At 64.9% G+C, this 13,856-nt stretch carries 13 protein-coding genes; 7 read left to right on the top strand and 6 right to left on the bottom strand.

Annotation, left to right across the window (positions count from 1 at the left end; genetic code table 11):
* The first annotated feature begins 39 nt into the window (after nt 1-39).
* Nucleotides 40-1,032, top strand: a complete 993-nt coding sequence (locus tag HD883_RS19880) for an ABC transporter substrate-binding protein (RefSeq protein ID WP_179582273.1) — start codon at nt 40-42, stop codon at nt 1,030-1,032.
* Nucleotides 1,033-1,048: 16 nt separating this feature from the next.
* Nucleotides 1,049-1,930: an alpha/beta hydrolase gene (locus tag HD883_RS19875; protein WP_179582275.1), complete on the top strand. Its 882-nt coding sequence runs from the start codon at nt 1,049-1,051 to the stop codon at nt 1,928-1,930.
* Nucleotides 1,931-2,008: 78 nt separating this feature from the next.
* Here HD883_RS19875 and rodA read toward each other — a convergent pair whose 3' ends face one another.
* From rodA to HD883_RS19850, 5 genes are all read right to left on the bottom strand, one after another.
* Nucleotides 2,009-3,094, bottom strand: a complete 1,086-nt coding sequence (gene rodA, locus HD883_RS19870) for a rod shape-determining protein RodA (protein ID WP_179588431.1) — start codon at nt 3,092-3,094, stop codon at nt 2,009-2,011.
* Between the two features lie 73 nt (nt 3,095-3,167).
* The gene (gene mrdA / locus HD883_RS19865; protein WP_179582277.1) at nt 3,168-5,066 is read right to left on the bottom strand and encodes a penicillin-binding protein 2; all 1,899 of its coding nucleotides are present in this window, start codon (nt 5,064-5,066) and stop codon (nt 3,168-3,170) included.
* A gap of 18 nt (nt 5,067-5,084) precedes the next feature.
* Nucleotides 5,085-5,627, bottom strand: a complete 543-nt coding sequence (gene mreD, locus HD883_RS19860) for a rod shape-determining protein MreD (RefSeq protein ID WP_179582279.1) — start codon at nt 5,625-5,627, stop codon at nt 5,085-5,087.
* A gap of 10 nt (nt 5,628-5,637) precedes the next feature.
* Complete coding sequence (gene mreC / locus HD883_RS19855) at nt 5,638-6,519, bottom strand: rod shape-determining protein MreC (protein WP_218863070.1); 882 nt, start codon at nt 6,517-6,519, stop codon at nt 5,638-5,640.
* A 125-nt stretch (nt 6,520-6,644) separates the two neighbouring features.
* A complete protein-coding gene (locus HD883_RS19850) occupies nt 6,645-7,688 on the bottom strand; it encodes a rod shape-determining protein (RefSeq protein WP_179582281.1) in 1,044 nt (347 codons plus the stop codon).
* Nucleotides 7,689-7,899: 211 nt separating this feature from the next.
* Between HD883_RS19850 and gatC the strand changes: the two genes are divergently transcribed.
* The 4 genes from gatC to HD883_RS19830 all read left to right on the top strand — a co-directional run bounded on the left by gatC (nt 7,900) and on the right by HD883_RS19830 (nt 11,915).
* Complete coding sequence (gene gatC / locus HD883_RS19845) at nt 7,900-8,208, top strand: Asp-tRNA(Asn)/Glu-tRNA(Gln) amidotransferase subunit GatC (protein WP_179582283.1); 309 nt, start codon at nt 7,900-7,902, stop codon at nt 8,206-8,208.
* 3 nt (nt 8,209-8,211) lie between these two features.
* Complete coding sequence (gene gatA, locus HD883_RS19840; RefSeq protein WP_179582285.1) at nt 8,212-9,750, top strand: Asp-tRNA(Asn)/Glu-tRNA(Gln) amidotransferase subunit GatA; 1,539 nt, start codon at nt 8,212-8,214, stop codon at nt 9,748-9,750.
* A 96-nt stretch (nt 9,751-9,846) separates the two neighbouring features.
* Entirely contained in the window at nt 9,847-11,310 is a 1,464-nt protein-coding gene (gene gatB, locus HD883_RS19835) for an Asp-tRNA(Asn)/Glu-tRNA(Gln) amidotransferase subunit GatB (protein WP_179582287.1), read from the top strand.
* Between the two features lie 2 nt (nt 11,311-11,312).
* Nucleotides 11,313-11,915 carry a histidine phosphatase family protein gene (locus HD883_RS19830; protein WP_179582289.1) on the top strand — a complete coding sequence of 201 codons (603 nt, stop codon included), beginning with the start codon at nt 11,313-11,315 and terminating at the stop codon, nt 11,913-11,915.
* 144 nt (nt 11,916-12,059) lie between these two features.
* Here HD883_RS19830 and HD883_RS19825 read toward each other — a convergent pair whose 3' ends face one another.
* Entirely contained in the window at nt 12,060-12,773 is a 714-nt protein-coding gene (locus tag HD883_RS19825; RefSeq protein WP_179582291.1) for an IclR family transcriptional regulator, read from the bottom strand.
* 264 nt (nt 12,774-13,037) lie between these two features.
* Here HD883_RS19825 and HD883_RS19820 point away from each other — a divergent pair, with 264 nt between their 5' ends.
* A complete protein-coding gene (locus HD883_RS19820) occupies nt 13,038-13,802 on the top strand; it encodes an RraA family protein (RefSeq protein ID WP_257022333.1) in 765 nt (254 codons plus the stop codon).
* Nucleotides 13,803-13,856: the final 54 nt, after the last annotated feature.

Genomic DNA, 13,856 nt, shown 5'->3' with positions numbered 1-13,856 from the left:
TACTCGCACTAGTCCACCTCCCAACATCAAGGAACTGAGATGACGCATTCGCTCGTTCGTTTTCTGTGCAAAGTCGGCGCCGTCGTGGCGACCGGAATGCTGACGCTGACAGCGCAAGCTGCCGAGCCCGTGACGATACGGCTGGGCGACCTCGCGCAGTCGGTGAACGGCATTGCGTCCGGCGTGATGGTCAAACAGGGCATCGACAAGAAATACGGCCTGAAGGTCGAGTATTCGGTGTATCCGACCCTTGACGGGCTGTTCACCGCCATTCGTGGCAAGCAGGTGGACGTAGGATTCGGCGGCTGGACGGCGTTTGCCCAGTTCCGCTCCAAGGGCATGCCGGTCACCATGATCTATCCGGTGGGCCGCGGCGCGTCGCTCGACGTCCTGGTGAAGGCCGACTCTCCGGTCCGGTCGCTGGACGATCTGAAAGGAAAACGCATCGGCTCGTACGCAGGTGCGGCGGGCACCGCGACCGTGTTGCTGCGGGTGCTGACCAGCCAGTATTACGGCTACGACCCGGCCGCCAACGGCACCTTGCAGTACGCAGGCCCGGGCCTGCTGCCTTCCCTTCTGGACAAAGGCGAGATCGACGCGGCGCTGTTGTTCGATCCGCTGGCAGCCAAGGCAGTGGCATCGGGCAAGTTCCGGTCCGTGGCCAAGCTGGCCGACGTCTACAAGGAAAAGACAGGCGAAAACTTTCTTTGGACCGGCTACGCGACCAACGACGATTTCATGGCGGCCAACCCGGAAGCCCTGACCAATTTCACGAAAGCGTGGATCGAGGCCGTCCAGTACGTCAAGAGTCACCCGGAAGTGTTCGTCGAGGTCGGCAAGCAATTCGGATTCGAGCCGAGCACGGTGGGCATCCTGCGTGACCGCGTCAACGACGATTACGTGCTGACCTGGGATCAGCAATACATCGACTACCTGGGCAACTTCGCCAAACGCGCCAACCAGGTGATGGGGAAAGGCTTCCTCGACGATGTCCCTCAGAAAGCGTTTTCCACACGCTTTGCGCCCAAGTAACCGAACAGGATTTCCCATGGCTTTCAATGATCTGCCGCCCCAACCTCCGGTGTACCCGCCGGAGGCGGAGGACTACGCACGCAAGGCGCTGGCCCTTTCCTTGAAGGTGGCGCAAACCACGCGCTGCACGCTGGACATTCCCTATGGCGCGGACTACTGGCAAAAGGTGGACGTCTATGTTCCCGACGACGCACCCGCGGATCTGCCCGTGCTGGTGTTCGCGCACGGCGGCGCGTGGACGCATGGCTACAAGGAATGGATGGGCCTGATGGCCCCGCCCATTCTTGCAGCCCCCGCCATCCTTGTGTCGGTGTCGTATCGCCTGGCTCCGTCCTCGCGCTTTCCGGTGCCGCTGGAAGACTGCCTGACGGCGCTGCAGTGGGTCCATGGCAACATTGCGCGTTTCGGCGGCGACCCGAATGCCATCTACGTCGGGGGGCACTCGGCCGGAGGGCACCTGTATGCGCTCCTTGCGCTGAGCCCGGAACGGATCCAACACGCCGGACTTCCGGCCGATGTGATCAAAGGCTGCTTCCCGGTCAGCTCGCAGCTCAATCTGGTGTTCAGCAACCCGCCGCCAGGGAGCGGCGAAGCCCGGATCTACGAGATGTTCCTGGCGGATGCCATGGACGCTGAAGCCGCAAGCCCGCTGCATCAAGTGAAGGGAAACGGCGTCCCGTTTTTTGTCAGCTACGGCGGCAACGACTTTCCGCGCATCATTGCCAGCAACCTGCTGTTCATCGATGCGCTGCGGCAGCAGCCTGCGCCCTTGCGTACTGCGGTCTATGCGGACCATACGCACTTCGACACGGCGCTTGCCATGGCCGATGCGGAACATCCATGGGTCAAAACCGTGGTCCAGTGGATGCAGACGGGTCACCCCCCTAAGGGGGATTGATCTGCGGATCCGTGTTTTCGGGAAAAAAAAGCCCCCGACTGCATCGGGGGCTTTTTTCATTCAAACGGGGCGCAGACGCTAGGTCTGCACCAGCGTTCGATGCCGGTTGATTCCCATCAGGATCCCCGCCGCACAGCCCAGGGTCAGCAGTGCGGTGCCGCCGTAGCTCATGAACGGCAGGGGGACGCCCACCACGGGCAGGATGCCGCTCACCATCCCCATGTTCACGAACGCATAGACGAAAAACACCATGGTCAGCGCCCCGCCCAATAATCGGGAAAAGAGCGTGGGCGCGTTGGCGGCGATGGTCAGCCCGCGGATCAGCAGCAGCAGGTACAGGAACAGCAGCACCACGTTGCCGACCAGGCCGAATTCTTCCGCGTAGACGGCAAAGATGAAGTCGGTGGTCCGCTCGGGAATGAAGTCCAGGTGCGTTTGGGTGCCCTGCATCCATCCCTTGCCCAGCGTGCCGCCGGACCCAACGGCGATGGTGGACTGGATGGTGTGGAAGCCCTTGCCCAACGGGTCGGACCCCGGGTTCAGCAACGTGCAGACGCGGTGTTTCTGGTAGTCGTGCAGGATCACCCAGTCCAGGTCGCCTTCACATAAGTCATGTTCGAAGGTGACCAGCGATCCCAATGCCAGGGTGACGACGACGGTGACCGGGATCAGCAGCTTGAATGACAGGCCGGCAAAGAACAGCACGAAAAAGCCGGCGCCGAAGACCAGCAGGGCCGTCCCCAGATCGGGTTGCAGCACGATCAGCGCGAAGGGCACGCCCATCAGCAGGCCGGCCACGACAAAGTCGCGCACGCGCAGCCACCCCTGGTGGCGGTGGAAGTACCAGGCCAGCATGAGCGGCACGGCGATCTTCATCATTTCGGACGGCTGGATGCGGGTGACGCCCAGTTCCAGCCAGCGGGTGGCGCCTTTGCTGGTGATGCCGGCGACTTCGACCGCGACCAGCAGCAGCACGCCCAGCACGTAGACCGGGACGGCCAGGCGCATCAGCGCGTGGGGAGAAAACTGCGCCAGCAGCCACATGGCGGCCAGGGCCACGCCGTAGTTGCGCAGCTGGTCGGCAAAGCGGCCGTCGAAACCGCCGCCGGCGGAATACATGGACATCAGGCCGATGGATGCCAGCGCCATGAGCACCAACAGCATGGGGACGTCGAAAACCAGGATCGCGCGGGCGATGGTTTCGCGCCACGAACGGCGATTGCCAAATGGCGAACGTTCAATCAACCTCGACTCCCCGGTTGGGTGGCGTGGCCGGCGCGGGCTCGCCCGGCTTTTTGCCGAGCAGCCAGTAATCGAAGATCTGGCGGCCCAGCGGCGCGGCAATCGACGCGCCCCAGCCGGCGTTTTCGACGATCAGCGCGACGGCGATGGTGGGCTGTTCCAGGGGCGCAAAGGCCATGAAGAGTGCGTGGTCGCGCAGGCGTTCGTCGATGCGGCTGGCGTTGTAGCGCTCGCCGGCTTTCAGGCTGTAGACCTGGGCGGTGCCGGTCTTGCCTGCCGCCTGGTAGGGCGCGCCGGCAAACGACTTGGCGGCGGTGCCGACCGTGGTCACCGCGGCCATGCCTTCCTTGACCACCTTGATGTTGGCGGGCTTGAGCGGGATGCGATAGCTTTCCTTGCTCACGGTCAGGGTTTGTTCGCCGGTGCCGCTGTCTTGCAGCGCCTTGACCAGGTGGGGCTTCATGTAGATGCCGTTGTTGGCAAGCACCGACGTGGCCTGCGCCAGTTGCAGCAACGTGAAGGCGTTGTAGCCCTGCCCCACGCCGACCGACAGCGTTTCACCGGCGTACCAGCGCTGCTGTTCGGGCCGCTTGTAGGCCTTGCGTTTCCAGGCGGTGGACGGCAGCACGCCGGTGCGCTCGCCCCCCAGGTCGATGCCCGTGATCTGCCCGAAACCGAAGGGCTTCATGAAGTCGTGGATGGTGTCCACGCCCATTTCGCTGGCCAGCGAGTAGAAGTAGGTGTCCGACGAGACGGCCAGCGCGCGTTTCATGTCGATGTGGCCGTAGTGCGCTTCGCCGGCGTTGCGGAAGCGCCGTCCGCCGAATTCGAAGTAACCCGGGTCGTACATCGTGGCGTAAGCCGAACGCGTCCCGGTTTCCAGTCCGGCCAGCGCCATGAACGGCTTGTAGGTCGACCCGATCGGGTAGGTGCCGTACAGGGGGCGGTTCAGCAGCGGCCGGTCGGGCGATTCGTTCAGCGCCTTCCAGCTTTCCACGTCGATGCCGTCCACGAACAGGTTGGGGTCGAACGACGGGCGCGACACAAAGGCCAGGATGTCCCCGGTCTTGGGTTCGATGGCGACCAGGGCGCCCCGGCGATTGCCAAAGGCTTTTTCGGCCACTTTCTGCAGTTCGATGTCGATGGACAGGATCAGGTTCTTGCCCGACACGGGGGGCGTGCGCGACAGGGTGCGCACCGCGCGGCCGCCTGCGGTCACCTCGACCTCTTCGACGCCCGTCTTGCCGTGCAGGGTGTCTTCGTACGACTTTTCGATGCCTTCCTTGCCGATGTGATCGGTGCCCCGATAGTTCGAGCTGACGCCCTGCTCTTCCAGCCGCAGCTGGTCGCGCTGGGCGATGCGGCCGATATAGCCGACCACATTCGCCGCGGAATCGCCTTCTGGGTACTGGCGCAGCAAACGCGCCTTGACCTCGACCCCCGGAAAACGGAAGGCCTGGGCCGAAAAGCGGGCGACTTCTTCGTCGGTCAGCCGGCTGCGCAGGGGCAGGCTTTCAAAGCGGCGGGATTCGCCCACCAGTTGCTTGAAGCGGCGGCGGTCGCGCGGTTCGATGGCGATCACCTTGGCCAGCGCGTCGATGGTTTCGTCCAGCTTGCCGGCCTTGGATGGGGTGATTTCCAGGGTGTAGGCGGAATAATTGCGCGCCAGCAGCACCCCGTTGCGGTCGACGATGATGCCGCGATGGGGCGTGACCGGCACGATCGAAATGCGGTTCTGTTCGGCGCGCGCGGCATAGTCGTCGTGCTTGTCGACCTGCAGATACCAGAAGCGCCAGGTCAACAGGCCAAAGCAGATCAGCACGAAGCCCACCGCGACCAGCAGGCGCAGCCGGAAGCGGTGAAGATCCCGTTCGGTGTTCTTGAGTTCAGTCATGCACGGTGCCGCCGACCATCAGATCGGACGGGTGTCGTCAGGGTCGACCGGGCGGCGCTGGGGCGCCTGCAGGATCCAGCCCGCGATCGGCCACAACAAGGCGGCGACCACACAATTCAGGGCCCACCACCAGCCGGGCCAGGTGCCATCCAGCCAGCCGCGCAGCAGCAGCACGATGAATTCGGAAAAGAAGAACAGCGGCAGCACGTGCAGCGCCTGCGACCAGGGCGAAAACCAGGCCAGGCGGCGGTGCAGCAGGATCGCAAAGAACGACAGCAGGGTGTAGGACAGCGCATGTTCCCCCAGCCGGGCGGCGCCATGCACGTCCATCAGCAGGCCGAAGCAGAAAGCGGCCAGCATGCCGACGCGCCGCGGTTCGTGCACGCTCCAGAACACCAGGCAGATCGCCAGCACGTCGGGCACCCCACCCACTTGGCCCCACGGCAGCAGATTGATCAACCATGCGACAAACAGGGTTATCCAGATGAAGCTTGGCTGGACCGGCAGCAGCAGGTGTTCAGTGCGTGTGCGGGGACGCGGAAGCGTAGAAGGCGCTTTCATTGCAAGCCAATCAGGAAGGGGGTGCTGCCGGTTCGTCTTTATTCGGCGCCGCGAGTTCCGGAGCGAGGGACTGCAACACCAGAAAATGCCGGTATCGATCAAGACCCGCCACCGGTTTGCACACGACACGGGCAAAACCGAAGCTGGCGTCGCGCTCGACGGTTTCCACCTTGGCAACAGGAAGGCCTTCGGGATACACCCCGTCAAGGCCACTGGTGACCAGTGTATCCCCAACCTGGATGTCGGCATCGGCGGCCATGAAGCGCAGGCCCAGCCGGCCCCCTGCTTCGCCCCCGCTGGTGACCCCACGCAGGCCGTTGCGCAGCACCTGCACCGGGATCGACTGGACCCGGTCGGTCAATAGCGCCACTTCGGAACTGACCGGGGTGGTGCGGATCACCTGGCCCACCACGCCGCCGTCGTCGATGACCGGCATGCCGGCCTGGACCCCGGCACGGGTGCCCTTGTCGACGATCAGCCGCCGATTGAAGGGGTCGCGCGCTTCGAACAGCACCTGCACCAGCACGGCCGGCACCTGTGCCCGCTCGCTGGCGCCCAGCAGTCGCCGCAGCTGGGCGTTTTCTGCCGCCAGCTGCGCGGCCTGGGTCGTGACCTGGGCCATTTCGATGCGCTGGCGCTGCAGCAGTTCGGCTTCCTGCTGGCCGGTGCTGCTGATTTCAAAGAATTCGGCAATGTGGCGGATGCCGTCCCGCGGCAGCATCATGGCCCGCTGGAAGGGGTAGACGGCCACACTGACGACTTCGCGCATGGCGTCGAGCGCGCGCATGCGGCTGTCGACCACCAGCAGCACAATCGAAATGAACGCAAAGAAGGCGAGCCGCACCCAGGCGGGCGGACCTTGCTTGAAGAAGGCGGGGGGACTGTATTGCATGGAGATCGAGGGTACCGCGTCCTGCAATAGAGGGCTTGGCACCCTGGGGATTCAGGAAATCCCGCCCTGTCTGGACCAGAAGGACGGGACCCGAGGCCCGGCGGCAGACTGCTTGTGCGTACTGCTTATTCGTACGTGAAGATCGCGCCGAGCTTGTCCATTCTTTCGAGCGCCTGACCGCAGCCACGGACCACGCAGGTCAGCGGGTCTTCGGCGACGATCACGGGCAGGCCGGTTTCTTCCTGCAGCAGGCGGTCGAGGTCGCGCAGCAATGCGCCACCGCCCGTCAGCATAATGCCTTTCTCGGTAATGTCGGCGCCCAGTTCCGGCGGCGTCTGTTCCAGGGCGATCTTGACGGCGGACACGATCTGGTTGAGCGGGTCGGTCAAGGCTTCAAGGATTTCGTTGGACGAGACCGTGAAGCTGCGCGGAATGCCTTCGGACAGATTGCGGCCCTTGACTTCCATTTCCTTGACTTCGGACCCCGGGAAGGCCGAACCGATGGCCTTCTTGATCAATTCGGCGGTAGGTTCACCGATCAGCATGCCGTAGTTGCGGCGGATGTAGTTGACGATGGCTTCGTCGAACTTGTCGCCACCGACCCGGACCGAGCCCTTGTACACCATGCCGCCCAGCGAAATCACGGCCACTTCGGTCGTGCCCCCGCCGATGTCGACCACCATCGAACCGCTGGCGTCGGAGACCGACAGGCCGGCGCCAATGGCCGCGGCCATCGGTTCTTCGATCAGGTACACGTTGCTGGCCCCGGCGCCCAGCGCGGATTCGCGAATGGCGCGGCGTTCCACCTGGGTCGAGCCGCAAGGCACGCAGATGATGATGCGCGGACTGGGCGCGAACAGGCCCTTGGGATGCACCATGCGGATGAACTGCTTCAGCATCTGCTCGGTCACGGTGAAGTCGGCGATGACGCCGTCTTTCATCGGACGGATGGCTTCGATGTTGCCTGGCACGCGGCCAAGCATCTGCTTGGCTTCTTTGCCGACCGCCTGAATGGTCTTTTTGCCATTCGGGCCGCCTTCTTGACGAATCGCGACGACCGACGGCTCGTTGAGGACGATGCCCTTGCTGCGGACATAGATCAACGTGTTGGCCGTGCCAAGGTCGATCGCCAGATCGTTGGAGAAGTAACTGCGAAGGAAACCGAACATGGGAATCTTTTTGAAGAGCGGTGCGCGGGGGGCGTTCCGGTAAACACGAAATGATAACTTATAATCGACAGCAAATACCCCGGTAACTGCATCAAAGTCTTGCATAAGCGGTCTAATTTGCGGACTACCCCGTGCATCCGGGACGATTCACCCAGCATGACGACAGTCGCTTTCCGGACCGCCGTCTGCCATCGTCCTACCCCCTATTGCCATGGCGCTTATCGAAAACGACGTGACGCGCATTGCGCGGCTGGCCCGACTGGATCTGGCGGCTGACCAGCGTCCCCAAGTCCTGAATGACCTCAACGGCATCTTCGGCCTGATCGAGCAACTCCAGTCGGTCGACACGAAGGGCGTCGAGCCCCTCACCCACCCCATCTCGGCGATCGAAGACGTCGTGCTGCGCCTGCGCGCCGACGCGGTCACCGAGACGTCCGGTGTCGACGCTCGCAGCAGCCTGATCGCCAACGCCCCCGCCATCGACGACGGCCTGTTCCTGGTGCCCAAGGTGATCGAGTAAGCCATGTCCCTTCCCTTGCATACCGAATTCGACGGCATCGCCGCGCTGCGTATCGCGCTGGCCGAGCGCCGTATTTCCGCGGTCGACCTGGCGCAAAGCGCCCTGGCCGCGATCGACGCGCGCCGCGACCTGAATGCCTTCCTGGATGTCGACGCCGACCTGACGCTGGCGCAGGCCCGCGCGGCCGACGCGGCGCTGGCGGCAGGCCAGACCGCGGGTTCCCTGGCCGGCATCCCGATTGCCCACAAAGACGTGTTCGTGACGCGCGGCTGGAAAACGACGGCCGCCAGCAAGATGCTGGAAGGCTATGTCAGCCCGTTCGACGCCACCGTGGTGGAACGCCTGAACGCGGCCGGCGCGGTCACGCTGGGCAAGCTCAACTGCGATGAATTCGCGATGGGCTCGTCCAACGAAAATTCGGCCTATGGCCCCGTGCTGAACCCCTGGGACACCCGTGCGGTGCCAGGCGGATCGTCGGGTGGGTCGGCCGCTGCGGTGGCTGCCGGACTGGTGGTGGGCGCCACCGCCACCGATACGGGCGGCTCGATCCGCCAGCCGGCGGCGTTCTGCGGCGTGTCGGGCATCAAGCCCACCTATGGCACCGTGTCGCGCTACGGCATGATCGCCTACGGGTCCAGCCTGGACCAGGCCGGCCCGATCGCCCGCCACGCGCGCGACCTGGTGGAATTGCTGGACCCGATCATGGGCTTCGATCCCCGCGATTCGACCAGCCTGGAGCACTGCGGCGACAAGCCCAATGCGTCGGGCCGTCTGCGTGACGAGTTCGACGCCTTTGTGGCCCAGGCGCAGGCCAAGGGCGACAAGCCGCTGCAGGGGCTGCGGATCGGCATCCCGCGGGAATTCTTTGGCACCGGCCTGGACGCCGATGTCGCCATGGCGGTGGACACCGCCCTGCAGCAGTTCGAAGCGCTCGGCGCCGTGCGGGTGGACATTTCCCTGCCACGCACCGAACTGTCGATCCCGGCCTATTACGTGATCGCGCCAGCCGAAGCGTCCAGCAACCTGTCGCGTTACGACGGCGTGCGCTACGGCCACCGTGCCGACCAGTACACCGGCCTGGCCGAGATGACCAGCCGGTCGCGCGCCGAAGGGTTCGGCCCCGAAGTGCAGCGGCGCATTCTGCTGGGCACCTACGTGCTGTCCCACGGGTATTACGACGCGTACTACCTGCAGGCGCAGAAGCTGCGCCGCCTGATCGCCGACGACTATCAAAAGGCGCTGGGCAGCCAGTGCGACGTGATCGTCGGGCCGGTGGCGCCGTCAGTGGCGTGGAACCTGGGCGAAAAGTCCAACGACCCCACCGCCATGTACCTGGCCGACATTTTTACGCTGAGCCTGAACCTGGCGGGCCTGCCAGGGGTGTCCATCCCTTGCGGCTTTGGCCAGGGCGCCGTCAATGCGCAGCGCCCGGTGGGCCTGCAGATCATCGGCAATTATTTCGACGAAGGCCGCCTGCTTGGCATCGCCGACGCGTTCCAGAAGGTCACCGACTGGCACACGCGTCGTCCGGCAACGGTTTAATGCCCGGGCCGTCTGGTAAATCCAGGCGGCGCCCCGATATGCTCTACCTGGGCGCGTTGGTTTTGTGGCGCCCCTACTTACACACAGGTTCATCGAATGTCTGGCCAGTCCTGGGAAGTCGTCATCGGTCTCGAAACGCACGTGCAGTTGTCCACGTCGTCCAAGATTTTTTCGGGCAGCAGCACCCGTTTCGGCGCCGCGCCCAATACCCAGGCCAACGCGGTCGACCTGGCCCTGCCCGGCACCCTGCCCGTCATGAACCGCGGCGCGGTCGATCGCGCCATTGCGCTCGGCCTGGCCCTGGGGTCGACGATCCCGACGCGGTCGATCTTTGCGCGCAAGAACTACTTCTACCCCGACCTGCCCAAGAACTACCAGATCACCCAGTTCGAGATCCCGGTCGTGCAGGGCGGCCAACTGAGCTTTTTTGTTGGCGAAACCGAAAAGACGATCAATCTGACCCGGGCGCATCTGGAAGAAGATGCCGGCAAGTCGCTGCATGACGACTTTGCGGGCCCGCATGGCGAAAAGTCCACCGGCATCGACCTGAACCGCGCGGGCACCCCGCTGCTGGAAGTCGTGACCGAACCCGAAATGCGGTCGGCCGACGAAGCCGTGGCCTATGCCAAGGCGCTGCATGGCCTGGTGGTGTGGCTGGGCATTTGCGACGGCAACATGCAGGAAGGCTCGTTCCGGATCGACGCCAACGTGTCGGTGCGCCCGGTCGGCCAGAAGGAATTCGGCACCCGCACCGAGGTCAAGAACGTCAACTCGTTCCGCTTCCTGGAACGCGCGATCCAGTACGAAATCCGCCGCCAGATCGAACTGATCGAAGACGGCGGCACCGTGGTGCAGGAAACCCGCCTGTACGATCCGGATCGCGACGAAACGCGCAGCATGCGGTCCAAGGAAGACGCGCACGACTACCGCTATTTCCCGGACCCCGACCTGCCCCCGCTGGTAATCGGCCAGGACTGGATCGACCGCGTGCGGGCCGAGATGCCCGAACTGCCAGCCGCCAAGCGGGCCCGCTTCGAAGCCGACTACGGCCTGACGCCGTACGACGCCGCGCAGCTGACCGTGTCGCGCGCCACCGCCACCTACTTTGAATCCGTGGCCCAGGCCCTGCCGGCCGGCCAGGCCAAGCTGGCCGCCAACTGGGTCATGGGCGAGCTGGCCGCGGCCCTGAACCGCGACGAACGCGACGTGGCCGACAGCCCTGTCACCCCCGCGCAACTGGCCAAGCTGATCACCCGCATTGCCGACGGCACGATTTCGAACAAGATTGCCCGCGAAGTGTTCGGCGCGATCTGGGCCGGCGAAAACGGGGGTGACGCCGATGCGATCATCGACGCGCGCGGCCTGAGGCAGATCAGCGACACCGGTGCGATCGGCAAGATGATCGACGACGTGCTGGCGGCCAATCCAGCCATCGTTGCCGAATACCGCGCCGGCAAGGAAAAGGCGTTCAATTCGCTGGTCGGCCAGATCATGAAAGCCGCCAAGGGCAAGGCGAACCCCACCCAGGTCAACGAATTGTTGAAGCAGAAACTGGCCTGAGCATGCCCCCGTCCCCCGTCTGGTTGATCCGGCACGGCGAAAGCACCGCCAACGCCGGGCTGATGACGCGCAATGCGTCAGCCAGTCCGCTGACGGCGCGGGGGCGGGAACAGGCCGAACGCACGGCGGCCAAGGTGGTGACGCGGCCCGATCTGCTGGTCGTGTCGCCCATGCAGCGCGCCATCGAAACCGCCGCGCCTATCGTGGCGCGCTGGCCGGACGTGCCGCAGGAAACCTGGCCGATCCAGGAATTCACGTACCTGTCGCACGCCAAGGTGCACGGCCTGAACGTGGCCGGCCGCCGCCCGATGGCAAGCGCTTACTGGCAGCGCGAGAACCCCGATTATGTCGACGGCGACGATGCCGAGTCCTTCACGCATTTCGCGCGGCGGCTGCAGGCGTTCCATGAACGCTTGCTGCAGCAGACCGGCTTTGTGGTGGTGGTCGGACATGGCCAGTTTTTCCATGCGTACAAGACCGCCCTGGCGCGCGGCCTGGAAGTGTCGCCGCAGTGGATGCGGGAATTCCGGCGGGCGGACCTGGTGACGCCGCTGTCCAATGGGGAAATCCTGGTGGTGGAGCCGGCGGGGATCGTGCTGGCTTGAGTGTGCTGGCTTGAGTGTGCTGGCGCGCGGTCGGCGGTGGCATCTGCTTCCGTGATGCGGCTTTCCGGGTCGGCTACACCATGGTCCCTGGGTCATTGCCATGGTGATTCCTGGCAAGGATATGCGGGTGGATGCCGACGTCCTTCAGTCGCCGTGCCGTCCGTAGATCGTGTCGCACCACGATTCCGAGGCGCCCAACGCCGCCGACAACGTCCTTCCGTGCTTCATCAGGGTCGCCTTGTGCCGCCCTGCTTCGGGTTCCACCCGCGGCGCCAGCCCGGTTAGCGTCAACGCTCCCACGAACTGATCCTGATCGCCAAACACTGGCACGGCCCATGACGTCGTGAAGGGGCTGTACAGGCCGCTGGAATGGGTCGGCAGTTCATCCGGCGTCGCCATCCGCCTGTCCCCCCGCACCCACACATGGAAGATCTGGCCCGTCGCGCTGTCGTCGATGTCCAGCAGGCTGCCTGCGACCAGCTGATCGTGCACCCCTTCGGTCGGTTGCAGGCGGAACAGGCACAGGCGCTGCCCTTCGCTCGGCACGTAGTACGAGGCGGTCTCGCCGCTTTCCTTCGACAGCGCCTTCAGCTGCGGCACCACCACGTCGCCCAGGCGAAAGCTGCGTTCGTACACCCTTCCCAGATACAGGACACGCGGCCCCAGGGCATAGCGGCCGTCGTCATGGCGCACGACATAACGCGTGCGGACCAGGGAGTTCAGCAGGCGAAAGATGGTGGTCTTGTGCAGCGGCAGGCGGGCTGACAGGTCCGCCAGGCTGAGGCGGTCGGCGCCCAGCTTGAAACAGTCCAGCACGGCCATGGCCCGTTCCACTGCGGTGACGCCGTCGTTACTCATGAAGCGTGATGTCCTTGTTCGTTTCAGCGGGGGCTCCGGCTGGGTGCGCGCTACCCCGGTACGTTCTTGCGCTAGGCCCCGACCTGCCGTTGCGTTGTACTGTGTACAACGCAATTGTATATAGTAAATTGCCGTGAAACAGCGCTGTACACGCACAGTCCGCGTTGTGGACCGACGATCGGCGGGTGGCACATCCCGCATGGATTCCGGTCGACATCGCGGCGTCCGACTCCCGCAAGTCGACATAACGAGAGACCCCCGCCCATGACCTCCCCATCGACCTCCGCCTCGCCTGCGGCTGCAGCTCGCGGCACGGACCCTGCCCCGTCGACCGTTGCTCCGTCGACCTCTGCATCGTCCGCCTCTACGAAACCAGGCGATCGCCCGCTGGCCGACCTGCCGCTGGCCGACCTCGACTGGCTCACGTCAACCCTGCTCGCGGACGTTGGCGCGTTCGCCATGGCCAGCCGCATCAATCCGGTCGATCCCGAAAGCCGCGCGTACGGCCCCGCGCTGACCGTGTCGGTGCCGCCGGGCGACAACCTCGCCATCCACCTGGCGCTGACCCTGGGACGCCCGGGTGACGTGCTGATCGTGGACGGCCAGGGCTTTACGGAACGGGCGTTAATGGGCGGCATCATGTGCACGCAGGCCAAGGCCACCGGCTTTGCGGGGGTGATCGTCGACGGCGCCATCCGCGACCAGCTGGAATTGAAGAAGCTGGGCCTGCCGGTCTTCGCGGCCGCCTCCCACCCTGCCGGCCCGACCAAGAAAGGCGACGGCGCGGTGCTGCAGCCCGTCGTGTGCGCCGGCGCGCCCGTGGTGCCCGGCGACTGGATCTTTGCCGACGCCGACGGCGTGGCCGTGCTGCCCGCCGCGCGCAAGGGCGAACTGCTGGCCAAGGCCCGCGCCAAGTTCGACCGCGAGCAAGCCCGCATGGAAGCAATTGCTGCCGGCGCGCTGACCCCGCCGTGGCTGGAAGGCGAACTGGCCAAGGCCGAGATCAGCGTTGGCGAACGGCCAGCGTAAGCCTTCGACAGGATGGATCGCTGCTGCGACCCGGACGCCTCAGGCGCGTGACCG

The sequence above is a fragment of the Pigmentiphaga litoralis genome, assembly GCF_013408655.1.
Taxonomy (GTDB): domain Bacteria; phylum Pseudomonadota; class Gammaproteobacteria; order Burkholderiales; family Burkholderiaceae_B; genus Pigmentiphaga; species Pigmentiphaga litoralis_A.
This window is presented reverse-complemented; position numbering and strand designations above follow the sequence as displayed.

Excerpts from the sequence above, each read along its gene's own strand:
- HD883_RS19880 (WP_179582273.1), top strand. The coding sequence starts at position 40 with ATGACGCATTCGCTCGTTCGTTTTCTGTGCAAAGTCGGCGCCGTCGTG.
- HD883_RS19875 (WP_179582275.1), top strand. The coding sequence starts at position 1,049 with ATGGCTTTCAATGATCTGCCGCCCCAACCTCCGGTGTACCCGCCGGAG.
- rodA (WP_179588431.1), bottom strand. The coding sequence starts at position 3,094 with ATGCTGTTGGTGCTCATGGCGCTGGCATCCATCGGCCTGATGTCCATG.
- mrdA (WP_179582277.1), bottom strand. The coding sequence starts at position 5,066 with ATGACTGAACTCAAGAACACCGAACGGGATCTTCACCGCTTCCGGCTG.
- mreD (WP_179582279.1), bottom strand. The coding sequence starts at position 5,627 with ATGAAAGCGCCTTCTACGCTTCCGCGTCCCCGCACACGCACTGAACAC.
- mreC (WP_218863070.1), bottom strand. The coding sequence starts at position 6,519 with ATGCAATACAGTCCCCCCGCCTTCTTCAAGCAAGGTCCGCCCGCCTGG.
- HD883_RS19850 (WP_179582281.1), bottom strand. The coding sequence starts at position 7,688 with ATGTTCGGTTTCCTTCGCAGTTACTTCTCCAACGATCTGGCGATCGAC.
- gatC (WP_179582283.1), top strand. The coding sequence starts at position 7,900 with ATGGCGCTTATCGAAAACGACGTGACGCGCATTGCGCGGCTGGCCCGA.
- gatA (WP_179582285.1), top strand. The coding sequence starts at position 8,212 with ATGTCCCTTCCCTTGCATACCGAATTCGACGGCATCGCCGCGCTGCGT.
- gatB (WP_179582287.1), top strand. The coding sequence starts at position 9,847 with ATGTCTGGCCAGTCCTGGGAAGTCGTCATCGGTCTCGAAACGCACGTG.
- HD883_RS19830 (WP_179582289.1), top strand. The coding sequence starts at position 11,313 with ATGCCCCCGTCCCCCGTCTGGTTGATCCGGCACGGCGAAAGCACCGCC.
- HD883_RS19825 (WP_179582291.1), bottom strand. The coding sequence starts at position 12,773 with ATGAGTAACGACGGCGTCACCGCAGTGGAACGGGCCATGGCCGTGCTG.
- HD883_RS19820 (WP_257022333.1), top strand. The coding sequence starts at position 13,038 with ATGACCTCCCCATCGACCTCCGCCTCGCCTGCGGCTGCAGCTCGCGGC.